The 21,094-nt window shown below is 60.4% G+C and carries 23 protein-coding genes, 2 tRNA genes and 1 pseudogene; 6 read left to right on the plus strand and 20 right to left on the minus strand.

Annotated elements, in window-relative coordinates:
- The 17 genes and pseudogenes from PLAV_RS15015 to PLAV_RS15095 form a co-directional block, all read right to left on the minus strand.
- Positions 1–336 (minus strand): XdhC family protein, encoded by a 336-nt coding sequence (locus PLAV_RS15015; protein ID WP_012111881.1) that lies wholly within the window; start codon positions 334–336, stop codon positions 1–3.
- Positions 333–1,544, minus strand: a complete 1,212-nt coding sequence (locus PLAV_RS15020) for a vWA domain-containing protein (protein WP_012111883.1) — start codon at positions 1,542–1,544, stop codon at positions 333–335. Before PLAV_RS15020 ends, PLAV_RS15015 begins: the two co-directional genes overlap by 4 nt.
- Complete coding sequence (locus PLAV_RS15025) at positions 1,544–2,455, minus strand: AAA family ATPase (protein WP_012111884.1); 912 nt, start codon at positions 2,453–2,455, stop codon at positions 1,544–1,546. The genes PLAV_RS15020 and PLAV_RS15025 overlap by 1 nt, the downstream gene beginning before the upstream one ends.
- Before the next feature lie 37 nt (positions 2,456–2,492).
- Positions 2,493–3,290, minus strand: coding sequence for an FAD binding domain-containing protein (locus tag PLAV_RS15030; protein ID WP_012111885.1), 798 nt, complete (start codon positions 3,288–3,290; stop codon positions 2,493–2,495).
- An 11-nt stretch (positions 3,291–3,301) separates the two neighbouring features.
- Positions 3,302–5,683 (minus strand): xanthine dehydrogenase family protein molybdopterin-binding subunit, encoded by a 2,382-nt coding sequence (locus PLAV_RS15035; protein ID WP_012111886.1) that lies wholly within the window; start codon positions 5,681–5,683, stop codon positions 3,302–3,304.
- A 37-nt stretch (positions 5,684–5,720) separates the two neighbouring features.
- Positions 5,721–6,185: a (2Fe-2S)-binding protein gene (locus PLAV_RS15040; RefSeq protein ID WP_012111887.1), complete on the minus strand. Its 465-nt coding sequence runs from the start codon at positions 6,183–6,185 to the stop codon at positions 5,721–5,723.
- 309 nt (positions 6,186–6,494) lie between these two features.
- Positions 6,495–6,935: pseudogene (locus tag PLAV_RS15045) on the minus strand (SRPBCC family protein); the annotation flags it as partial.
- Between the two features lie 45 nt (positions 6,936–6,980).
- A complete protein-coding gene (locus tag PLAV_RS15050) occupies positions 6,981–8,675 on the minus strand; it encodes a Na(+)/H(+) antiporter subunit D (RefSeq protein ID WP_012111889.1) in 1,695 nt (564 codons plus the stop codon).
- Positions 8,668–9,015: a hypothetical protein gene (locus PLAV_RS15055; RefSeq protein ID WP_012111890.1), complete on the minus strand. Its 348-nt coding sequence runs from the start codon at positions 9,013–9,015 to the stop codon at positions 8,668–8,670. Before PLAV_RS15055 ends, PLAV_RS15050 begins: the two co-directional genes overlap by 8 nt.
- Positions 9,012–10,517, minus strand: coding sequence for a monovalent cation/H+ antiporter subunit D family protein (locus PLAV_RS15060; RefSeq protein ID WP_012111891.1), 1,506 nt, complete (start codon positions 10,515–10,517; stop codon positions 9,012–9,014). Before PLAV_RS15060 ends, PLAV_RS15055 begins: the two co-directional genes overlap by 4 nt.
- A 10-nt stretch (positions 10,518–10,527) precedes the next feature.
- Positions 10,528–12,033: a monovalent cation/H+ antiporter subunit D family protein gene (locus PLAV_RS15065; RefSeq protein WP_012111892.1), complete on the minus strand. Its 1,506-nt coding sequence runs from the start codon at positions 12,031–12,033 to the stop codon at positions 10,528–10,530.
- A complete protein-coding gene (locus PLAV_RS15070; protein WP_012111893.1) occupies positions 12,033–12,452 on the minus strand; it encodes a cation:proton antiporter subunit C in 420 nt (139 codons plus the stop codon). Before PLAV_RS15070 ends, PLAV_RS15065 begins: the two co-directional genes overlap by 1 nt.
- Complete coding sequence (locus PLAV_RS15075) at positions 12,452–12,889, minus strand: Na(+)/H(+) antiporter subunit B (RefSeq protein ID WP_012111894.1); 438 nt, start codon at positions 12,887–12,889, stop codon at positions 12,452–12,454. Before PLAV_RS15075 ends, PLAV_RS15070 begins: the two co-directional genes overlap by 1 nt.
- Before the next feature lie 2 nt (positions 12,890–12,891).
- Positions 12,892–13,464: a DUF4040 domain-containing protein gene (locus PLAV_RS15080; protein ID WP_012111895.1), complete on the minus strand. Its 573-nt coding sequence runs from the start codon at positions 13,462–13,464 to the stop codon at positions 12,892–12,894.
- On the minus strand, positions 13,461–13,835 hold the full coding sequence (gene mnhG, locus PLAV_RS15085) for a monovalent cation/H(+) antiporter subunit G (protein ID WP_012111896.1): 375 nt from the start codon (positions 13,833–13,835) through the stop codon (positions 13,461–13,463). Before mnhG ends, PLAV_RS15080 begins: the two co-directional genes overlap by 4 nt.
- The gene (locus PLAV_RS15090; protein ID WP_012111897.1) at positions 13,835–14,122 is read right to left on the minus strand and encodes an MrpF/PhaF family protein; all 288 of its coding nucleotides are present in this window, start codon (positions 14,120–14,122) and stop codon (positions 13,835–13,837) included. Before PLAV_RS15090 ends, mnhG begins: the two co-directional genes overlap by 1 nt.
- 1 nt (position 14,123) lies before the next feature.
- A complete protein-coding gene (locus tag PLAV_RS15095) occupies positions 14,124–14,597 on the minus strand; it encodes a Na+/H+ antiporter subunit E (RefSeq protein ID WP_012111898.1) in 474 nt (157 codons plus the stop codon).
- 292 nt (positions 14,598–14,889) lie between these two features.
- On the opposite strand from PLAV_RS15095, the gene PLAV_RS15100 reads away from it, so the two are divergent.
- From PLAV_RS15100 to PLAV_RS15110, 3 genes are all read left to right on the plus strand, one after another.
- Positions 14,890–15,489 carry a cold-shock protein gene (locus PLAV_RS15100; protein WP_012111899.1) on the plus strand — a complete coding sequence of 200 codons (600 nt, stop codon included), beginning with the start codon at positions 14,890–14,892 and terminating at the stop codon, positions 15,487–15,489.
- A gap of 90 nt (positions 15,490–15,579) precedes the next feature.
- Positions 15,580–16,008 carry a PaaI family thioesterase gene (locus PLAV_RS15105; RefSeq protein WP_041536052.1) on the plus strand — a complete coding sequence of 143 codons (429 nt, stop codon included), beginning with the start codon at positions 15,580–15,582 and terminating at the stop codon, positions 16,006–16,008.
- A gap of 68 nt (positions 16,009–16,076) precedes the next feature.
- Positions 16,077–16,153, plus strand: a tRNA-Pro gene (locus PLAV_RS15110).
- 77 nt (positions 16,154–16,230) lie between these two features.
- On the opposite strand, the gene PLAV_RS19925 is transcribed toward PLAV_RS15110, so the two are convergent.
- Entirely contained in the window at positions 16,231–16,449 is a 219-nt protein-coding gene (locus tag PLAV_RS19925) for a hypothetical protein (RefSeq protein WP_041536053.1), read from the minus strand.
- A 198-nt stretch (positions 16,450–16,647) separates the two neighbouring features.
- On the opposite strand from PLAV_RS19925, the gene PLAV_RS19930 reads away from it, so the two are divergent.
- Positions 16,648–16,962: an ETC complex I subunit gene (locus PLAV_RS19930; protein WP_281032305.1), complete on the plus strand. Its 315-nt coding sequence runs from the start codon at positions 16,648–16,650 to the stop codon at positions 16,960–16,962.
- A gap of 11 nt (positions 16,963–16,973) precedes the next feature.
- Positions 16,974–17,050 (plus strand) — tRNA-Arg (locus tag PLAV_RS15125).
- Between the two features lie 3 nt (positions 17,051–17,053).
- Here the strand turns inward: PLAV_RS15125 and ligD are convergent.
- Together ligD and ku are read right to left on the minus strand one after the other, a co-directional pair.
- Positions 17,054–19,591: a DNA ligase D gene (gene ligD, locus PLAV_RS15130; RefSeq protein WP_012111902.1), complete on the minus strand. Its 2,538-nt coding sequence runs from the start codon at positions 19,589–19,591 to the stop codon at positions 17,054–17,056.
- A 6-nt stretch (positions 19,592–19,597) separates the two neighbouring features.
- Positions 19,598–20,521, minus strand: a complete 924-nt coding sequence (gene ku / locus PLAV_RS15135; RefSeq protein WP_012111903.1) for a non-homologous end joining protein Ku — start codon at positions 20,519–20,521, stop codon at positions 19,598–19,600.
- Between the two features lie 101 nt (positions 20,522–20,622).
- Here ku and PLAV_RS15140 point away from each other — a divergent pair, with 101 nt between their 5' ends.
- Complete coding sequence (locus PLAV_RS15140; RefSeq protein ID WP_012111904.1) at positions 20,623–21,045, plus strand: BON domain-containing protein; 423 nt, start codon at positions 20,623–20,625, stop codon at positions 21,043–21,045.
- Positions 21,046–21,094 lie beyond the last annotated feature (49 nt).

Below are 21,094 nucleotides of genomic sequence, written 5' to 3' on the forward strand. Positions count from 1 at the left end.
TCAGCCCGATACCGGTTCGACCATGACGCGGATGCGGCCGCCGCAGGCGAGGCCGACTTCCCAGGCCATGGCGTCGCTGACGCCATATTCGACGATTTCGGGCTTGCCGGTGGCGAGCGCGTCGAGGGCGCGGGTGACGACATCGCCTTCGATGCAGCCGCCGGAGACGGAGCCGACGAATTCGCTGTCGTCGCGGATGGCGAGCTGGCTGCCGACCGGACGCGGGGCCGAACCCCAGGTTTCAATGACAGTGGCGAGGGCGACCTTGTGGCCCTCCGCGCGCCAGCGGGCGGCCTCCTCCAGCACCTGATCGTGGTTTGCGGCGGGTTCGGTCATGCGGCTTCCTTCCTTCCCGGCCTTTCCGGCTTCCTGCCGATATGGGCATCGGAGAGGGCTTCGACCAGAGAGGCAAGCGAGGCGAGATTATGGACCGGGCGGAACTCGTCCACATGGGGGAGGAGCGCGCGGATGCCGAGGGATTTCGGCTCGAAACGCTCATAGCGCAGAAGCGGGTTCAGCCAGATGAGGCGGCGGGCCTGGCGGTGGAGGCGGGCGATTTCCGGGCCGACGCCTTCGCCGGCATCCCGATCCAGACCGTCAGTCACGAGGAGGACCGTGGCGCCCTGACCGAGAACACGGCGGGCCCAATCGACATTGAAGCGGTGGAGCGTCTCGCCTATGCGTGTGCCGCCATCCCAATCCTCGACACGGGCGGCGACGCGGGCCAGCGCCTCGTCTATGTCGCGGTGTTTCAGCTCCCGGGTGACATGGGTGAGGCGGGTGCCGAAGAGGAAGATGTGGACCCGGTCGCGGCCGTTCGCCAGCACATGCAGGAAGTGGAGGAAGACGCGCGCGTAGACCGACATGGAGCCGGAGATGTCGCAGAGGATGACGAGCGGCGGGCGGCGGCGGCGAAAGGTACGGCGTTTCAGAGGAATGACGCCGCCAGAGCGGAGCGTCGCACGCAAGGTCGCTCGCATGTCGATCATCTGGCCGCGCGAGGAGGGGCGCGTGCGGCGGGTGCGGATATCGTCATGCGAGAGGTGGAGACGGGAGATCGCGGCTTTGGCTTCCGCCAGTTCCGCGGCGGACATCTGCTCGAAATCCTTTGTCCGGAGCAACTCCTCGGCCGAGAAGGTTTCACTGCGGTCGATTTCGATATCCGGCTCTTCCGGCGCCTGCGGACGGGTTTCGCCGAACAGGGCCTCGGCGAGGCGGCGGCTTTTTTCTTCGTCCGTTGCACCTGGCGGCGTTTCGATCTCGGGAAGCATCAGCGACATCATCTTGTCGAGGAGCTTCGGGTCGCGCCAGAAGACGTGAAACGCCTGATCGAAAATCTCGCGTTCCTCGTGGCGCTTCACGAGTGTCGCATGGAGGGTCCAGTAGAAGTCGGCGCGGGGGCCGATGCCTGCCGCCTCGACGGCTTCGACAGCATCGAGCACCTGGCGCGGACCGACGCGGAGACCGGCGCGGCGCAGCACGCGGGCGAAATGGACGATGTTTTCCGCCAGGCGGCCATGATTCTCCGCAGGGCGAGCGGGCATCAGTCGGCCGCCCGCGCGGCCATCCTGATTTCTTCCAGGATGCGGGCAGCCTCGCTGCCGGAAACGCGGGCGATGTCGTCCTGATATTTCAGGAGCGCGCCGAGCGTGTCGTTGACGGATTGCCGGTCGAGGGCGACGGCGTCGAGCGCGGTCAGCGCCTGCGCCCAGTCGATCGTCTCGGCGATGCCGGGGTTCTTGTAGAGGTCCATGGCCCGCAGCTTCTGCACGAAGGCGACAATATCGCGGGAGAGTTTTTCCGGCGTCGCGGGCGCCTTGAGCTTCAGGATCGCCAATTCGCGCTCCGCGTCCGGGTAGTCGACCCAGTGATAGAGGCAGCGGCGCTTCAGCGCGTCGTGGATTTCGCGCGTGCGGTTCGACGTCACGATGACGATGGGCGGGTGCCCGGCCTTGATGGTGCCGATCTCGGGAACGCTGACCTGAAAATCGGAGAGGACTTCGAGGAGATAGGCCTCGAAGGGCTCGTCGGTGCGGTCCAGTTCGTCGATCAGCAGGACGGGCGGGCCTTCGATGGCGGGTTCGAGCGCCTGCAGGATCGGGCGGCGGATGAGGAAGCGTTCGGAGAAGACGTCCTTGCCGAGCTCAGTCCGATCCTCGACGCCTTCGGCTTCCGCGAGGCGGATCTCGATCATCTGGGCCTGATAATTCCATTCATAGACGGCGGCGCCGGTGTCGAGGCCCTCATAGCATTGCAGGCGAATGAGGCGGCGGCCGAGCGCATCCGCCAGTACCTTGGCGATCTCCGTCTTGCCGACGCCGGCTTCTCCCTCAAGCAGGAGCGGGCGGCCCATTTTGAGCGCGAGGAAGATTACGGTCGCGAGTGAACGGTCGGCGACGTAATTGCCACGCGCGAGAAGGTCGACGGTTTCGTCGATGCTGGAAGGTATCGTCATAAGCTCAATCTATGCGGTAGCGCCCGCAAGCGCAAAGTCAGCCCGCCGCCGCGACGGCGCGCTTTGCCATGACGGTCACGAGATGGGCGCGGTATTCGGCGCTGCCATGCAGGTCGGCGTTCATGCCTTTTGCCGGGAGCTTGATGTTCGCGACCGCATCGGGCGACCAGTTCTTTGTCAGCGCCTCCTCCATCTCCTTCACGCGGAAGACGCCATTCTGGCCGGCGCCGGTGACGGCGACGCGGACGCCCCATGGGCCCTTCGAGACGAAGACGCCGACCATGGCATAGCGGGAGGCGGGATTGCGGAATTTCATGTAGGCGGCTTTTTCCGGATGCGGGAAGGTGACTTCCTTGATGATCTCACCGTCCTGCAATGCCGTTTCGAACATGCCTTTGAAGAATTCATCGGCTTCGATGAGGCGCTTGGTGGTGTGGATCTTGGCATCGAGCGCGAGACAGGCGGCGGGGTAGTCGGCGGCGGGATCATTGTTCGCCAGAGAGCCGCCCAGCGTTCCCATATGACGGACGGCGGGGTCGCCTATGCCGCCGGCGAGGGCGGCGAGGGCCGGGTTGTGTTTCTTCACATCGGCGGAGTTCGCCACGGTCGCGTGCTTCGTCGCGGCGCCGATCATGACAGCGTCGCCTTCCGCACGGATGAAATCGAGTTCCTTCAGGCCGCCGATGTCGATCACGTCGCTCGGCATGGCGAGACGTTGCTTCAGCGTCGGGATCAGGGTTTGTCCGCCCGCCAGCAGTTTCGGATCGTCGGCCTTCGCGAGCAGGGCTTCAGCGTCGGCAAGCGATTTCGGGCGTTCGTAGTTGAACTGGTACATGACGGCTCTCCTTATTCGGCGGCGGCGCGCGGGGTGGCGGCCTGGATAGCGGACCAGACACGCGCGGGCGTTGCCGGCATTTCGATGTCGCGGATGCCGAGCGCATCCGTAATAGCATTCACAATGGCCGGAGGCGAGGCGATGGCGCCCGCTTCGCCGCAGCCTTTCATGCCCAACGGATTGGACGGAGAGACCGTTTTCGTGAAACCGAGGGTGAAGCTCGGCAGGTCATCCGCGCGGGGCATGCAGTAATCCATGTAGGAGCCGGTGACGAGCTGGCCGGATTCGGCGTCGTAGATGCCGTGTTCGAGCAACGCCTGGCCGATGCCCTGGGCGATGCCGCCATGAACCTGTCCCTCGACGATCATCGGATTGACGATTGTACCGAAGTCGTCCACGGCGACGAATTTTTCGATCCGGGTGATGCCGGTATCGGGATCTATCTCGACCTCGCAGATGTGGCAGCCGGCGGGGAAGGTGAAATTTGTGGGATCGTAAAAGGCGCCTTCCTTGAGGCCGGGTTCGATGTCGGCGGAGGGGAAGCCATGCGCGGTATAGGCCGAGAGCGCAAGCTGCGCCCAGGGCAGGGACTTGTCGGTGCCCTGCACGGTGAAGGTGCCGTTCTCGAAGACGATGTCCTCGACCGCAGCTTCCATCAGATGGGCGGCGATCTTTTTTGCCTTGGTCTCCACCTTGTCGAGCGCCTTCACGATGGCGCTCATGCCGACGGCGCCGGAACGCGAGCCGTAGGTGCCCATGCCGAACTGCACCTTGTCGGTGTCGCCATGGACGATCTCCACCTGTTCCATCGGGATGCCGAGGCGTGAGGCGACGAGTTGGGCGAAGGTGGTTTCGTGGCCCTGGCCGTGGCTGTGCGAGCCGGTGAGGACTTCGACATTGCCGGTCGGGTTCACGCGAACTTCGGCACTTTCCCAGAGACCGACACCCGCGCCGAGTGAGCCGACGGCGGCGGAAGGCGCGAGGCCGCAGGCTTCGATATAGGAGGACATGCCTATGCCGCGAAGTTTGCCGCGTCTTGCGGCTTCCGACTTGCGGGCGGGGAAGCCTGCATAGTCGATCGCCTTCATCGCGGCGTCGAGCGAGGCTTCGTAGTCGCCGGCGTCGTAATTCATGATGACGGGCGTCTGATGCGGGAAAGTCCGAATGTAGTTGCGGCGGCGGATTTCGGCGGGGTTGATGCCGGTTTCGCGGGCGGCCGTTTCGACCATGCGCTCCACAAGATAGGTCGCTTCCGGGCGGCCTGCACCGCGATAGGCATCGACGGGTGCTGTGTGGGTGTAGACGCCATCGACTTCGACATAGATGGCCGGGATGTCGTACTGGCCGGAAAGCAGCGTGCCGTAAAGATAGGTCGGGACGGAAGCCGAGAAGGTCGAGAGGTAGGCGCCGAGATTGGCGATCGTCTTGACGCGAAGGGCGAGGAATTTGCCGTTGTCGTCGAGCGCCAGTTCCGCGTGGCTCAGATGGTCGCGGCCATGGGCGTCCGACAGGAAGGCTTCGGAGCGGTCGCTTGTCCATTTGATCGGGCGGCCGACTTTTGCCGCCGCCCAGACGCAGGCGGTTTCCTCCGCATAGATGAAAATCTTGGAGCCGAAGCCGCCGCCGACATCTGGCGCGATGACGCGGAGCTTGTGCTCGGGTGCGACGCCGACAAAGGCGGAGAGGACGAGACGGGCGACATGCGGGTTCTGGCTTGTGGTGTGGAGCGTGTAGATGCCGGAGCCTTTGTCATATTCGCCGAGCGCGGCGCGCGGCTCCATCGCGTTCGGGATCAGGCGGTTGTTCTTCAGGTCGAGCTTGACGATCCGCGCGGCTTTCGCGAATGCGGCTTCCGTCTCCGGCTTGTTGCCAAGCTCCCATTCGAAGCAGGTATTGCGCGGCGCTTCCGGGTGGACCTGCTCTGCGTTGCCGCTCTGGCAGGTGTCGAGCGAAACCGTGGCGGGGAGCGGTTCGTAGTTGACTTCGATCAATTCGGATGCGGCGCGAGCGTCTGCCAGCGTTTCGGCGACGACCATGGCGACGTGATCGCCGACATAGCGGACGGTATCGAGCGCGAGAATGGGATGAGGACCGACTTTCATCGGTGTGCCGTCCTTGGAGCTGACGGTCCAGCCGCAGATCAGGCCGCCAAGCTTGTCGGCGGCGACATGTTTCCCGGTGAAGATGGCGACGACGCCTGGCGCCTGTTCGGCTTGCGCAGTATCGATGGCGCGGATGCGCGCATGGGCATGTGGCGAGCGAAGGAAATAGGCCCAGGTTTGACGCGGGCGGCTGATGTCGTCCGTATAATGGCCGTTACCCGTGATGAAGCGGAAATCTTCCTTGCGGCGGACCGGCTGGCCGATCCCTTCTCCTGAAGCTTGGTCCGACATGGGTGGCCTCCTCCCGTGAGGTTCGTCCTGTCTTCGCTCAGCGCATCTCCTGCGAGGCGGCGAGTATCGCCTTCACGATGTTATGGTAGCCGGTGCAGCGGCAAATGTTGCCTTCGAGTTCGTCGCGGACGGTCTCCTCGTCGAGGTCCGGCTTGCGGCGGATCATGTCGACAGCCGTCATGATCATGCCGGGCGTGCAGAAGCCGCATTGCAGGCCATGATGTTCGCGAAAGGCTTTCTGGACCGGGTGGAGGTCGCCATCCGGGGCGAGGCCTTCGATCGTGAGGATTTCGGCACCTTCGGCCTGCGTCGCAAGCATGGTGCAGGACTTCACGGCACGGCCATCGACATGGACGACGCAGGCGCCGCACTGGCTGGTATCGCAGCCGACATGGGTGCCGGTGAGACCGAGCTGCTCGCGGATGAACTGGACAAGCAGCATGCGCGCCTCAATATCGGCGCTTGCGGGCTTGCCGTTGACCGTCATGGCGACAACGGGCATGCACTAACCTCCCTGATTGGCTTGGTCTCTGGCGGAATAATGGACTTCCGCAGCGTTTTTCCGAGTCTCGGCTCTCGGCTCGCCGCCGTCAAGCGCGGGCTAAAAGCCGACGAGCCAGACGATTGCAATGAGAGCGATTATCACCAGTGGACCCCAGAGCCAGGGCGAGAAGCTCATGCCCGCTTCCTCGTCCGGAACAAGGGGGACGCCGGTCGGCGAGATGGCATCGCGGTCCGGCGATTTCGTCGGAATACCATGTTCCATTTCGTCGATGAGTTCGGGTTTTTCGTCCATCGGCTGAACCTTGCTGCCGCCGGCGAGGCGGGAGAAATTGTCGAAAAATTCCTCCGACATGCGGGCGGCTGTGGAATCGATGAAGCGCTGGCCGATCTGGGCGAGCTTGCCGCCGACCTGGGCCGTGACGGAATAGGAAAGGAGGGTGCCGCCACCTTCCGCGTCGGTGAGCGATACCTTGGCCGAACCCTTGGCGAAGCCCGCCGCGCCGCCATTGCCTTCGCCGGAAATGGTGTAGCCGTTCGGCGGGTCGATGTCGGTGAGCTTGACCTTGCCCTTGAAGCGGGCGCTGACGGGGCCGACCTTGGCCTTGGCGACAGCTTCGAATTCATCGTCAGCGGTCTTGTTTACGGATTCCGCGCCGGGGATGGACTTGCGCAGAACTTCAGGATCGTTGAGCGCGGCCCAGACTTCCTCTCGCGGCGCCGGAATCTTGTATTCACCGGACATTTCCATCGGGGCGTCTCCTTTGTCTTTCTGCAGGCTGCGCGAGCGCGTGCCTTAAATATAGGTCAGCATCAGTGTGACACCGAGCAGAACCGCGATCCACAATACCATGGAGCCTGTGGGCCATGTGCGCGCCAATGCGCCTTGCGGGCCGTGCGCGCGGTAGACACCGCTCAACAGGCGCTCGAGACGGACATCCGTGACACGGACAGAGAAGCGCCAGGCGGCTTGCACGGCACGCGTAAGCCCGCCCGCAATCACGGGCAGGAGACGCCGGTAGATCCAGTCGGAATCCAGATTGATCGATCCCGCACTGGTGGGGAAGAGCCGGAAGCGCAAGAGGACCGCAAAGGCGAGGGCGGTGAAGAACAGAAGCTGCAACTGGGTTATGACGTGCGCTGTCGTGTAGGATTCGTAGATAACGTCATAGGGAAGCAGAGGCCGCAAGACTGCGGGATAAATACCGATACCGATACAAATCAGAGCCGTAGCGCCCATTGCCACAAGCATGTGGCGAGGCGCTTCCGAGGGGCGCTTGCCGCTGTCGGTACCGAAAAAGGCAAAATAGGAAACCTTCAAACTGGAATGGACGAACGCACCGGCGGAGGCGAGGAGCAGGACGAGCCATACGTAATAGTACCCTTCCTTGCCGCTGGCGCTGAGGATGAGAGATTTGGAGACAAAGCCCGAGAAGAGCGGGAAGGCCGCAATGGATGCGCCGCCGACGAGGCAGAAGAGCATCGTCCAGGGCATGGTCCTGTAGAGGCCGCCAAGCTCTGAAGCCTTGGATGTACCGGTACGGAAGAGAACGGCGCCGACGCTCATGAACAAGAGGGCCTGATAGAACACGCTGCTCAAGGCATGGGCGACCGTGCCGTTCAGCGCCAGTGGGGTGCCGATGCCGACGCCAACCACCATGATGCCGAGCTGACTGTTGAGCGAATAGGACAAGACGCGGCGCAGATCGTTTTCAATCAATGCAAAGAAAATGGGGAAGAGTGCCATCGTCGCACCGATATAGATCAACAGTTCCGTACCGGGGAAACCGCGCGCAAGCGCGTAGACGGCGAGCTTGGTCGTGAAGACCGACAGAAGCACTGTGCCGGTCACCGTTGCAGCCGGATAGGCGTCGTGCATCCAGTTATGCAGCAGAGGGAACGCACATTTGATGCCGAAGGCCAAGAAGACCAGCCATGTGGCCAGGCTGCCAAGTTCCATGGAGCCGAAACCTATTGAGCCGGTTTCGAGGTAGAGGAGAATTACGCCGGCGAGCAGCAGCAGACCCGAGCTGATCTGAACGGTCAGGTAGCGCATGCCCGCGGCATAGGCGCCCTCGGTGCGGCGGGCCCAGACGAGGAAGACCGAGGCGATGGCTGTGCCTTCCCAGAAGACAAACAGGGTTACGAAGTCGGCGGCGAAGACCGCGCCGATGGCGGAACCCGCATAGAGCAAGGCGGCAACCTGCTGGACCATATCGCGAAGGTGCCATGCATAGATCGCGGCGAGGAAAGCGGCGAGCGAGAAGACCAGCCCGAACGCGACCGAAAGCGTGTCCACACGCATCAGGCCGACATGCATCCCCATGAGATTGAGGGTGTTGTAGGTGCCGTCGGGAAGGCCCCAGAAAATTGCCACACCGGCGAGCGGCGTCGCAAGCAGGAGCAGCTTCCGGCCGATGCCGTGGGGAATGAACGGCAAGATGACAGCAGCCGCAACATAGACGAGAGCGGGGCTCAAAAACTCAGGCATCGAACGTCTTCCGCTTCAGGTCAAAGTCGGGATGAGGCTCGGCATCCACCGACTTGGACGCGTAATAATTTTCCGGCCGTCTGAGCAGCACCTGCAGGCCCTTTGATGCGACGACGAGGACGAAGACGCCGATGAGAGCGAAGAGGCCATAGAAGGCAGGAAACTCCTCGACCGGGAATTCCACATGCTTGTGATAGGCAAAGTCCGCGAGGCCGAGGACAAGGCAGAGGATGACGAGCAGCCAAAGGAAATACGAAGCCAAGCGACTTGTGCCGACGCGCTGGATCAGCCGGCTCAAAAAGGGAAGGGGTCTGGCGCCGTTTTCGGAACGACTGGTCATGGCGCACTCTCCGGCAAAATCGGGACGTGAAGCAGGAACTCGTACAATCCGTTCACGGTGAAGAAGAGAAAGATGCAGCCTATCGCCGTTATGCAGAGGGGTACGACACACAAGGCAGGTGCTTCCGCGAGGCCCCCCTGCGGAGAAGCGGCTGCGCCAAGTGAATGAGCGACACCACCTTTTGGTGGAGCGAAGAAGGCACGGGCGGCTACCGGCAAAAGATAGGCGACATTCAGCAGCGAACTCACCATCAGCACGCCGATGATAATGAGATGCTCTGCCTCAGCGGCGGAAAGCATGAGATACCACTTGCTCCAGGCGCCGCCGAATGGTGGCAGGCCGATGATACTCAGGGATGCGAGTGTGAAGGCGATGAAGGTGAAAGGCATCTTGCGGCCGAGACCGTCGAGCTCGCTGACCTTCGTCTTGTGAGCTGCGACGTAGATGGCACCGGCGCACATGAAAAGTGTGATCTTGCCCATAGCATGCATGACGATATGCATACCGCCACCCACGACGCCCATCTGATTTGCGAGCGCCATGCCGAGGGTGATGTAGGAGAGCTGGCTGACGGTCGAGTAGGCGAGACGCTCCTTCAAATCGTCCTTGGTGAGGGCGATGATGGAGGCAATGAGGATCGACGCCGCGGCAAGCCAGACAAGCCATTCAGCCGCGCCGGTGCGAGAGAGAAAACCGACCCCGAAAATATAGGTGCCCACCTTGAGCATCGTGAAGACGCCGGCCTTCACGACCGCCACCGCGTGCAGCAAGGCGCTGACGGGCGTGGGCGCGACCATGGCGGCAGGAAGCCAGCGATGGAACGGCATCAGAGCTGCCTTGCCGATGCCGAAGGCGAAGAGTGCGAGCAGCAGCGGCACGTAGGCCGGATCGATCCGGCCTTCCAGAATTCCGCCGGGGCGGAAATCCATCGTGCCCGCCAGATTCCATGTCCAGATGACGGCGACCAGCAGGAATAGGATCGACGTGGTCATCAGGATCGCCAGGTATATACGCGCGCCTCGCCGCGCTTCCGGCGTTTCCTTGTGGGCGACCAGCGGATAGGTCGAGATGGTCAGCACTTCGTAGAAAATGAAGAGCGTGAAAAGGTTGCCGGAGAAGGCGATGCCGAGTGCGGCCGAGATCGCTATGGCGAAGCAGATATAGAAGCGCGTCTGCTTCTTTTCGCCGGCGCCGCGCATATAGCCGATCGAATAAATGGCCGTCACGATCCAGAGGCCGGAGGCAACCGTCGCGAAGAGCATCCCTAACGGCTCTATCGCGAAATTCACGACCAGTCCCGGCATGACCTCGAAAAGAGTGATCGAAGGACGCGCTCCGTCGAGAAAGCCATTCAGCAGGTAGAGGACGACGGCGAAAGTCAGGAGGGACGCGATGACGCTGGTGGCGTCGCGCAGATTGGGACGGCTGCCGAGAGCGGCGATCATAAAGGTCGCCGCAGCCGGCAGGCCGAGAGCGATCAGGAGGGCGGTCGTATCGGTCATCATGCTCTCCTCACTGCCACATTATATGAGAGGAACTGATGAGCGAGTTGGCCGCCCGGCTGGCAGCACCCGTTGTCATGGTCGCCGTTATTCCAAACCACACTGTGAGGGCGACGAGAAACCATGTTGGTACCAACATGGAGAGCGGCGCTTCTCTCCTGGACACACCTTCCGGCGCGGGTTGGAGATAGGCCTGTTCGACGACGCGCCAGACATAAATAATGGCCAACAATGACGAGCCCATGATGAGAAGAGCAACCGGCCACCATCCCAGTTCTATGGCCGCCTGCACCAGGTACCATTTGCTGATGAAGCCAACGGTCAGCGGGAGGCCTATCAGGCTGAGGCCGGCGATTACGAAGGCGGCAGTCGTCCATGGCATGTCGCGGCCGACGCCGCGAAGTGACTTGATAGAGCTGCTGCCGGTCGCAAAGATGAAGCAGCCGGCGACCATAAAGAGGGCTCCCTTTGTGATCGCGTGATTGAAGAGATGAATAATGGATGCTGTAAGCCCCGTATGCGTGAGAAAGGCGAGGCCGAGCAGAATGTAGCCGATTTGTGCGATGCTCGAGTAAGCGAGCATGCGCTTCAGGTCATCCTGGAAAATGGCGACGAGGGAAGCCGCAAACATCGCAACGATAGCGAGCGGCAAGACAACATTTTTCAGGGTGGCCGCCTGGAAGGCGTAGTCGAAGCCAAAGACCGTGAACATGAAGCGCAGCAGCACGTAGACGGCAACTTTTGTGGCGGTCGCAGCGAGGAAAGCCGTCACCGCCGAAGGCGCGAAGCTGTAAGCGTTAGGTAGCCACAGATGCAGCGGGAACATCGCAAGCTTCAGCCCCATGCCGATGAGGATAAAGACGAAGCCTGTGCGCAGGGTTCGACTATCGCCATGCGCCGCTATTCTCTCTCCTAGGTCGGCCATGTTGAGCGTGCCCGTGACCATATAGAGCATGCCGATGCCGATGACGAAGAAGGTTGCTCCGATGGTGCCCATGATCAAGTAATTGTAGGAGGCGGTAAGGGCGCGCTTGTTGCGCCACGCACCTGCGGCGACGAGGGCATAAGTCGAGAGCGAAGAAATTTCGAGAAATACGAATACGTTGAACGCATCGCCGGTGATTGTGACGCCGAGAAGGCCGGTCAGGCAAAGAAGGAAGGCGGTATAGAAGAGAACCTGGCGCTCGGCAGGTATTTCGTAATCGACGCTTTTTCGCGCATAGGGCAACACCAGCGCAGCGAGGCCCGACACGATCACGAGCACGAATGCGTTGAGCGTATCGACGCGATATTCAATGCCTGCCGGAGGAGCCCAACCACCCATCTCATAAGAAATGATGGTGCCTCCGGAAGTGGCAATGAAAAGCGATATGGAAATCGCGAATGTGAAAAAGGAAATGAGCGTTGCAAAGGCCCAGGCCCGGGTGCCCGAACCGAGCATCGCGCAGACCGGCGCCGCGACAAGCGGCAGGACGACCTGAAGAGCCGGGAGATTTGCCTCTATCATGGCGAGCATCAGCGGGATACCTCACCCTGAAGAACGCCTTCGGCGAATTCCATCTCATGCTCCATGACGAGAAGTTCGTCCTCCTCGATGGTGCCATAGGTTTCCCGGATGCGAACGACCAGAGCGAGCGCAAGCGCCGTTGTTGCAATGCCGACCACGATGGCGGTGAGGATCAGGACGTGGGGCAGGGGATTTGAATAGACCGCATCCGGATCGTCGATAAGCACGGGGGGCGTGCCGCCGATGACCTTGCCCATCGAGATGTAGAGCATGAAGACGGATGATTGAAAGATGTTCAGGCCGACGATCTTTTTTACGAGATTGCCACGGCTGACGGTCACGTACATTCCGGTCATCATCAGAATGACGAACATCCAGTAATTGTAATGACCGACGACAAATTCCAGATCGAGAATAATCTCAGACATTACCAATCCTCGTCCTTGAGCGGCGGATTGTGCCGCGCGAAGGCGACGAAAAGGGCGATCATGACCGATGCGACGCATACACCAACGCCGAACTCAACCGCGATGATGCCCCATACCTGCGCATCGGCGGGATTGTCGGCGAGCACGTTGTAGCCCAGGAATGCATCGCCCAGCAGCATGGTGAGGACGCCCGTCCCCGCATAGATGAGGACACCTATGCCCGCGAAGATATGGCAGACACGGGGAGGGAGAACCTTCATCATCGCATCGATGCCAAACACCAATGCATAGAGGATGAAGGCGACGGCGAAGAGGACGCCGGCCTGAAAGCCGCCGCCAGGGCTGTAGTCGCCATGCCATTGCACATAGAGCGCGTAAAGGATGATCGGCGGGATAAGAAGCTTCGAGACGACGCGGAGTACGGAATGATGTTCCATGGCTATTCGTCCTTCCGGCCGTTCGACGCGGGACGCTTGCTGGAGGCGCCCAGCAACAGCAGCACGGCGACCGCAGCCGTAAACACCACCAGTACCTCGCCCAGAGTATCGAAACCTCGATAGCTTGCCAGAATGGCGGTCACCACGTTTGGAATCCCGGTTTCCACCGGTGTTCTCTCGAGATATTCACGAGCGAGATGCTCTTGTGATGGATTGTCGGCCGCTCCGAATGTCGGCATATCCAGCGTGCCGTAGATGAGCGCCGCTCCGGTAACGAGACAGACAAGAAGAGGAAGGAATGGCGAATGCACCGGCTTCTTTTCTTCGCGTCCGGTCAGGGCGAGCGTGCCAAGTAAAAGTACCGTGGAAATGCCGGCACCTACAGCCGCTTCGGTGAAGGCCACGTCCATCGCGTCGAGCGTGGCAAAAAGGGCAGCGGAGAGAAGGCTGAAAACACCCGCCAGCATGACCACCGCGAAAAGATTGCGCAGGCGCGTGATCGCTATGGCGGTGATGACGAGAAACGTGAAGAGGAGGATGTCGATTACGGCGATGCCGATCAGGTTGGCACTCATGACCCCGTCTCCGTTTTGACTTTTTTGCCCACAACGTCCGCCGTTTCGTTGCGACGCAGCCGCATGGGACGAATGCCCGCGATGAACGACGCGTTCGCCACCGCATGTGTTGCAGTGGGGCTCGTCACGAAGAGAAAGAGGCCGATAAGGGCGAGTTTCAGTGTGGCCTGTGTGAAGCCCGCCTGAATGATCATGCCGAGGAGGATGAGTTCGGCACCTACCGTGTCGACGACACCGGCGGCGTGAAGGCGCGACCAGACGTCCGGCAGGCGGACGAGCCCAAAAGCACCGATCAGCAAGAAGACGCTGCCAACCGCGAAGGAAATGCCGCTCGCAATGTCACGCAGGAGATCGAGTGAAAAAGCATCCATCACGAATCCTCGGTATTGAGCGTCGCTTGGCCAAGGGCCCGATAGCGGAAGAATTTGAGAATTGCGATTGTGCTGACGAAATTGATGAGTGCGTACAGGATGGCTATATCGAGGAAATCCGGACGTTCACCGATGAATCCGAGAAGGCTGAGGAAGAGCACGGTCAGCGTTCCGAAAGTGTTGACCGCCAGTACGCGATCGTAAACCGTCGGCCCGGCAAAAAGCCTTATCAGGACGAGCAGGATCGCGACAAAAAGTGCCGCTGCAACCGCGAGAAACATGACCATATCAACGTCCCTCGATATGGGCGACACGGCGACCCATCTCGGCAAACCCCTCGGGACGGGCGCCTTCGTCGGTCAGGGACTGGACCAGAAACTTGCCGTTCCCGGCTTCGACGGTGATTGTGCCGGGCGTCAGCGTGATCGAATTGGCGAAAATGACGTGACCCATTTCCGTTTTAGGAGGACAGTCGACAGCAACGAGATTTTGGCTGACCGGCATGTCGCGGGAAAGAATGATCCGGCATACGGCAACCGCCGATTTGAAGATTTCGCCCCCAAGCCATCCCCAATAGAGCAGCAGCGACGGGCGCAGCTGAATCGGCACCGCCTCGTCGTCGAGCAACTTCATCCGGAATGCGAGGAAGACGGTAAACAGGCAGGAAAGTACGCCGAGAGTCAGCAGTAATGGCTTGAAGTATCCCGATAAAGCCAGCCAGAGGGCGAAGAGCGCTACCAGTAGTCCAACCGCTTTTGCCATGCTCTCCCTGCAACACGTATAGCCATGAAACGACACCGTCTGCCGGTCCCGTTCGGCCAGAACCACACATCGTGGCTGGCCATTGTGAGGGCCGCCATTCGCCGAGTGCGTCGGAATCCCTTGATGGGCGCCAATATGCAATGCGCTTGTGGGCAGGGCAAGAAAGACCGGAACGCCTCATGTCGATTTCCGGATATTCTCGCCGCTTTCAATGCTTAACCAACACTGTTATAGTTGTCATAACCTAATGGGGGGTCTGGGGGAGGAGCCACGGACCAGTAAGGAAATTCCGGTGCGGCCAATATTTGAGGCCAAACCTTTGTTGACTGACCGGATGTCTATCGTGGTGGGGATGGAAGAGCGTTTAGAAAGTGCGACGGATCCCGTCGACGTGTCTTTCGAGATCACAGGCGTCGTTAAATGGTTTGATGCGGTCAAGGGGTACGGCTTCATCATTCCGGAAAACGGCGGGGACGATGTACTTGTACATTTGTCCTGCCTGAAGCAGGCCGGGCTCGAAGCGCTGGACGAGGGAACGACCGTTACCTGTGAGGCCGTACGACGGCCCAAGGGCGCCCAGGCTATTCGTGTCGTCGATGTCGATGATACGACCGCAATCAAACCAACATCTGGAAGCGCGCGTGCGGCGAGCCGCTCGCCAGTCGCAGGCGTCGTACCCATCGGCGATTTCGAGGTCGCGATCGTGAAGTGGTTCAACCGCGCGCGTGGCTATGGTTTCGTAACGCGGGGTGAGGGCACGCCGGATATTTTCATTCATATGGAGACGTTGCGCCGCTACGGCATTCGCGACTTGTTGCCCGGCCAGCAGATAAATGTGCGGTTCGGCGAGGGCCCAAAAGGGCTCATGGTGGCGGAAATCGCGCCGGAATAAGGCGCGGTAAACGGGTTCGCCGAATTTCCCGTCCGTGCTATAGGACCGCAATCGACATTGCGGACTCCGCACAACAATATCCAAGCTCTCATGGACAATGACGACGACAATCCGCCGGAAGGCTTCGTGCCTTCCACAAGCCGTGGCCCCTACACCAGCCACAACGGTCCGTTTTTTCATAAGGTTACGGCAGATGGCTTTGTGCATGGTGTGCGGGTCAAGAAACGGCACTGCAACTCGCGCGGCATCACACATGGCGGGATGCTGATGGCATTTGCCGATGGGCTTCTTGGAACAGCCGTCTGGCGGGAAACGCAGACCGTGGCGTTGACGGTCCGCATGAATTCGGACTTTCTGTCCTCCGCGCGGCCAGGCGAATGGCTCGAAGGCACCGCCCGGGTGACGAAGGCGACGAAGTCTGTGGCGTTCTGCGAGGCCGAGCTTTACGTCGGCGGGCGCGCCGTGTTGAAGGCCAGCGGCGTTTTCAAGCTGATGCAACGCCACAAGGACGTGAACTGACCGCGTCAAGCAGTTGCGGCACCAACCATATCGGGTGTATTGCAGGGCCAGCCATAGTCGGCGGATGTCGGGGCGTAGCGCAGCCTGGTAGCGCATCTGGTTTGGGACCAGAGGGTCGGGAGTTCGAATCTCTCCGCCCCGACCATTGTTTAGTATAAGTCCTATACAAAAAAGGGAGCCCGGCCACGGACTCCCTTTTTGCGTCATGGGTGCATTCAGGTTTCAGGCCGCTTGGGCGGCTTGGCCGATGTCTGTCTTGTCGAGCCACCAAGCGCGGGAAGCGAGGCGTTCGATGCCATGGGTGGACCAGCATGCTGTGCCGCCGCGCCGGGCGGGGCCTGTCAGGTCCAGGATGCATTCGATGTCCAGGCTGTTGAAGCCTTGGGCGGCGAGAAGGCGGGTAGCGGTGTCTCGGTCGAGATAACGGGGCGGAATACTCATGGGGGGACTCCTTCGACCTTGAGCGGTTTTTCTTTCGGCAGTCGCAGACGGGGGGTTGGCCTCTTGGGAAGCTGTTTTCAGCTTCGCGCCCGCCGTTGCGATGGTCTTGTTGTCGCTTGCAAATTCGGCTCTTTTAGGGCGATAAGAATAAAGTTTCACGACGATCATCCCCGCATCCGGGGATCAGGCTTCGAGGGTGTGAATTTGGCACGCGCGCGCATCTACAAACCCGCCAAAACGGCCATGCAGTCGGGCCAGGCGAAGACCAGGAAATGGGTTCTCGAGTTCGAGCCCGGCAGTGCGCGCGATGTGGAGCCATTGATGGGCTGGACGAGTTCCCGGGATACCAACGCCCAGGTGCTGCTCCGTTTCGACAGCAAGGAAGAGGCTGTCGCCTACGCGGAAAAGCACGGCGTCGAATATCAGTTGTTTGAGCCGAAGCCGCGGCGCCGGACGATCAAGGCCTATGCCGATAATTTCAAGTTCGGCCGGCAAGGCCTCTGGACCCACTAAGGCCGCTTCCCGGTCCCGTAGCTCAACCGGATAGAGCAACAGATTTCTAATCTGTCGGTTGCAGGTTCGAGTCCTGCCGGGATCACCAGCATCAGGCGTCGACATCGAGTGCACGCAAGGCCGATGCCTTGAGTGACTGTCGAAGGGAGCCATAACCCTTCCATGGATCGGTGCGGCGCTTGGCAAAGGCAGTTTCTATCGTCACGTCGCCCCCGGAGTTCGCCTCGTCGAGTTCCTCCCAGGTTACCGGCCATGCGACCGGCGCTCCTTTTCGTGCGCGGGGCGAGTAGGGCGCGATGGCGGTAGATGAGCGGTCATTTCGCAGGTAGTCGATGAATATGCGGCCGGTGCGCTTTGATTTGGTCATTTTCGCGACATAACGCTCCGGGGCGTCTGCCTCCAGCCGCTCAGCGAGCGCACGCGTGAAAGCCTTCACGACCGGCCATTCATGGCGGCGCACCAAAGGCGCGACGACGTGGACGCCCTTGCCACCGGTAAGCATGGGATAACTCTGCAGCTCCAGAGCTTCCAGCACATTGCGCATTCGCCGCGCGGCTTCGATCACCGTGTCGAAAGGGAGATCGGGGTCCGGATCGAGATCGAAAACAATCCTGTCAGGGCGTTCGACATCGTCGATATGAGAGCCCCACAGATGGAGCTCCAGCACACCCATTTGTGCGGCGGCGACAAGGCCCTTGGCATCCGTCAGATAGAGATAGTCCTGCCGTTCTTTCGATCCCTTTACCGGCAGTTCCTTGAAGCCTTCGGGAAGGCTCGAGCCGGCATGTCGCTGGAAGAAACATTTTTTCTGCGGTCCCTGCGGGCAACGCACGAGACTGAGCAGGCGGTTTGCCAGGTGCGGCAGCATAAGCGGTGCGGCTTTTTGCATGTATCGCGCGAGCGCGAGTTTGGTGACGCCTTGCTCTGGAAAAAGAATGCGGTCCGGATGAGTGATACGGACACCTTCAATGACTGCGTCGTCGTCGGCATCTTTCGAGGTTTTGTCGGTTGCTGTCATTTTTTCGATCTTCTCCACCGGAACGGCGCTCTCGCGCGTGACGGCACTTGCGGGCTTGTCCTCGCGCAAGCCCAAGTAGCGCGCCTGCCGCACGGCGCCGTCATGGGTAAACTCGGCAAATCCGATCTGGGCCACGAGTTCGGGCCGCAGCCAACGCACGTTGCGCCTGATCTCGGCGGGCACATCGCCCTTGAGCGGTGAGGTGCGCCGCGCCAAAGAGGCGAAACGCTTTGAAAGTGCATTCAGGTCGGCCTCGGAAAAGCCTGTGCCGACCCTGCCTGCATAGCGTAGCTCGCCATCCTCCCGAAGAGCCAGCAGGAGCGAGGAGAATGCCCGGCCGCGCTCCGAGGGAGACCAACCGACAATGACGAACTCCTGTTCATGCTGGCATTTGATCTTCAGCCAGGACTTTCCACGTCCGGAGCGATACGGCCGGTCGGCGCGTTTGGCGATCACCCCTTCGAAGCCGCGCGTGCAGAGCGCTTCGAGCATCATCTCTCCCTCACCTTCCACATGGTCGGTGTAATAGACGGGGCCTTTCTTCCCGGCCGCACCGAGCAGTGCTTTCAGCTGCTTCTTGCGTTCGATCAACGGTCTTTTGCGCAGATCTTCGCCTTCGGAATGGAGGAGATCGAAGGCGAAAAAAGACAAGCGTCCCTTTTTCTCACCTTTCAATGTGCGTTGCAGATCGCTGAAGCTCGAGCGGCCTTTCGCGTCGGTGACGACGATCTCACCATCGATCAGCGCGCCATCAAGACCAAGGTCAGAAAACGCAGAACCAAGTGCGCCGTAGCGTTCAGTCCAATCGAGGCCGCTTCGGGTGAAAATGCGGACCTCTTCTCCCGTTACAGAGGCGAGAGCGCGGTATCCGTCGTATTTCATTTCGAACAGCCAATCATCTCCTGACGGTGGCTCATCCACGAGCGTTGCCAGGGCTGGTTCGACAAAGCCGGGCAAAGGATGTTTCGGGCCCTTCGATGTAACCCGCTTCGACTTGGCCTTCTTCGCCTTGCCGTCTTCCCAGACACGATCGGGTGCGTCCGAGACTTCCTTTTTGCCGCGACCAGAAGAGACGCTTGTCTTGTATTCTTCGACAGGGTCTTTGCTGCTGCTTGCGACATCGTCGCGCTCCTTTATGAGGAGCCAATTTTCCCGCTTCGGGTCGCGTTCGCCCTTGAAACGGATGAGTGCCCATCGTCCTTTCAGTCGCTCGCCATGAATTTCAAAAGCGAGCTTGCCTTTCTTCAGGCCTTCATGCGGATCGCCGATCGGTTGCCATTCGCCGCGATCCCATAGAAGCACCGTCCCGGCGCCGTAGTGACCTTCCGGGATGTTTCCCTCAAAGGCGATGTAGTCGACCGGGTGATCCTCTGTGCGGACGGCGAGGCGCTTAACAGAAGGATCGAGGCTCGGACCTTTCGTGATGGCCCAGCTCTTCAGAACGCCATCGAGTTCCAGGCGAAGGTCGTAGTGCAGCCGACGGGTATGATGCATCTGGATCGAATAGCGATGGCCCTTGCGCCGCGCTTTCTTGCCGCGAGGTTCAGGTGTTTCGTCAAAATGACGCTTCGCCCAATAGGTTTCGAGGCTGGACGTACTCTTGCGCGACATCGGTCGCTAACCTGCCTTGCGCTTCGCTGGCGCGCGCTTCGCCGATCCCGTCTTGCTGCCGCCTTTGACAGACCGCTTCAACGCTTCGACAAGATCGATAACTTCGGCGCCGCCTGGTGCTTCTTCTTCTGCCACTGCAACTGGTTTCTTTTTCTTTGCCTTGGCATCTATCAATTCACGGACGGCTTCAGTGTACTGATCCTTGAACTCCCGCGGCTCGAAAGGCGCGGTCTTGCGCTCAATGAGCTCTTCGGCAAGAGACAGCAGCTCTTTCTCAGGCTCTTCGTCGTCCGATGCCGTGAAGTAGGGGGTGGCGCTTCGGACTTCGTCGGAAAAGCGCAGTGTCTCGAGCAGGAGACCATTTCCGCAGGGTTTCAATGTGGCGATATGCTCGCGACCCCGCATGACGAACTGTCCGATGCCTACCTTGCCGGAGGCGCGCAATGCATCGCGGAGAACGCGGTAGCCTTCTTCCGCCAGATTGTCGTCGGGCACGACGTAGTAAGGACGGTCGAACCACAAAGGCTCAATTTCGCCCTGTTTAACAAACTGGACGAGATCGAGGGTTCTCTTGGTTTCGAGTTTCAGGTTTTCGATCTCGTCTTGTTCCAGCAGGACATAATGGCCTTTTTCCAACTCGAAGCCCTTGACGATTTCGTCCATGTCGACAGGGCCTATGCCGGGCACGACCTTCTGATAACGGATACGTTTGCCCGAGGGCTCGTGGATCTGATGAAATTCAATGCGCGCACCGGTCTTTGTAGCGGGAAAAATTTTCACCGGCAGCGAGACGAGCGCCAGCCGTATGTTCCCGCTCCATGCGGCGCGAGCCGACGTGATAGCCGCCGCGGGCGACTTCTTTCGAGCCTTGCTTCTGGGTGTCGTTTTTTTTTCCGCGGCGCTGCGGGTGGATGTGCTGCGTTTTGCCATGCGGACATAGGCTCCATGCGGATAAGACCGCTGTGATGAAGCTTTAAAAACGCGCCGGAGGAGGCGGAAGTTCCATTTCGGCGGCTGAGGAAAGGAGGAACTTGGAATGGCGCCGGAGAGTTCTAGTTTTTCAGGTGAGCTGGCGGGCCGATCCGGAGGCGGAAGTGGGTAAAGAGAAAGAAAACTACAATCCCGATAAAGAGAGACCCGGCTACGGCATCTCCAACACCGACTATGAGTCCGTTCATGGCGAAGAAGATGGCGGGCTGCCTAATCCAAAAGAGCCTGCTTCTGCCGGGACGGTCCAGCATGAAGTGGAAAAGCGGTTGATTGATGCCGCAGGGCTCGATTCATCGGGAATCGCTGTCGCCGTTTCAGGCGGAAATGTGAGGATCAGCGGCGTTGTGCAGACCGACGCTGAACGCAAACTCGCCGAGGAGGCTGCTTCAAGCACCCCCAATGTCGTCAGGGTTGAGAATGACCTGACAATTGAGCCTGAAAATGACGGTTCTGGCGAAAAATAATTACCATAATGATCTGTCTGACCAAGCTTTAACTTGTGGATATACGATG

The organism is Parvibaculum lavamentivorans DS-1, assembly GCF_000017565.1.
Lineage (GTDB): Bacteria > Pseudomonadota > Alphaproteobacteria > Parvibaculales > Parvibaculaceae > Parvibaculum > Parvibaculum lavamentivorans.

What these genes read in the sequence shown, in the direction of transcription:
- PLAV_RS15015 (WP_012111881.1), bottom strand. Translation starts at nt 336, where the DNA reads ATGACCGAACCCGCCGCAAACCACGATCAGGTGCTGGAGGAGGCCGCC.
- PLAV_RS15020 (WP_012111883.1), bottom strand. Translation starts at nt 1,544, where the DNA reads ATGCCCGCTCGCCCTGCGGAGAATCATGGCCGCCTGGCGGAAAACATC.
- PLAV_RS15025 (WP_012111884.1), bottom strand. Translation starts at nt 2,455, where the DNA reads ATGACGATACCTTCCAGCATCGACGAAACCGTCGACCTTCTCGCGCGT.
- PLAV_RS15030 (WP_012111885.1), bottom strand. Translation starts at nt 3,290, where the DNA reads ATGTACCAGTTCAACTACGAACGCCCGAAATCGCTTGCCGACGCTGAA.
- PLAV_RS15035 (WP_012111886.1), bottom strand. Translation starts at nt 5,683, where the DNA reads ATGTCGGACCAAGCTTCAGGAGAAGGGATCGGCCAGCCGGTCCGCCGC.
- PLAV_RS15040 (WP_012111887.1), bottom strand. Translation starts at nt 6,185, where the DNA reads ATGCCCGTTGTCGCCATGACGGTCAACGGCAAGCCCGCAAGCGCCGAT.
- PLAV_RS15050 (WP_012111889.1), bottom strand. Translation starts at nt 8,675, where the DNA reads ATGCCTGAGTTTTTGAGCCCCGCTCTCGTCTATGTTGCGGCTGCTGTC.
- PLAV_RS15055 (WP_012111890.1), bottom strand. Translation starts at nt 9,015, where the DNA reads ATGACCAGTCGTTCCGAAAACGGCGCCAGACCCCTTCCCTTTTTGAGC.
- PLAV_RS15060 (WP_012111891.1), bottom strand. Translation starts at nt 10,517, where the DNA reads ATGACCGATACGACCGCCCTCCTGATCGCTCTCGGCCTGCCGGCTGCG.
- PLAV_RS15065 (WP_012111892.1), bottom strand. Translation starts at nt 12,033, where the DNA reads ATGCTCGCCATGATAGAGGCAAATCTCCCGGCTCTTCAGGTCGTCCTG.
- PLAV_RS15070 (WP_012111893.1), bottom strand. Translation starts at nt 12,452, where the DNA reads ATGTCTGAGATTATTCTCGATCTGGAATTTGTCGTCGGTCATTACAAT.
- PLAV_RS15075 (WP_012111894.1), bottom strand. Translation starts at nt 12,889, where the DNA reads ATGGAACATCATTCCGTACTCCGCGTCGTCTCGAAGCTTCTTATCCCG.
- PLAV_RS15080 (WP_012111895.1), bottom strand. Translation starts at nt 13,464, where the DNA reads ATGAGTGCCAACCTGATCGGCATCGCCGTAATCGACATCCTCCTCTTC.
- mnhG (WP_012111896.1), bottom strand. Translation starts at nt 13,835, where the DNA reads ATGGATGCTTTTTCACTCGATCTCCTGCGTGACATTGCGAGCGGCATT.
- PLAV_RS15090 (WP_012111897.1), bottom strand. Translation starts at nt 14,122, where the DNA reads ATGGTCATGTTTCTCGCGGTTGCAGCGGCACTTTTTGTCGCGATCCTG.
- PLAV_RS15095 (WP_012111898.1), bottom strand. Translation starts at nt 14,597, where the DNA reads ATGGCAAAAGCGGTTGGACTACTGGTAGCGCTCTTCGCCCTCTGGCTG.
- PLAV_RS15105 (WP_041536052.1), top strand. Translation starts at nt 15,580, where the DNA reads ATGGACAATGACGACGACAATCCGCCGGAAGGCTTCGTGCCTTCCACA.
- PLAV_RS19925 (WP_041536053.1), bottom strand. Translation starts at nt 16,449, where the DNA reads ATGAGTATTCCGCCCCGTTATCTCGACCGAGACACCGCTACCCGCCTT.
- ligD (WP_012111902.1), bottom strand. Translation starts at nt 19,591, where the DNA reads ATGTCGCGCAAGAGTACGTCCAGCCTCGAAACCTATTGGGCGAAGCGT.
- ku (WP_012111903.1), bottom strand. Translation starts at nt 20,521, where the DNA reads ATGGCAAAACGCAGCACATCCACCCGCAGCGCCGCGGAAAAAAAAACG.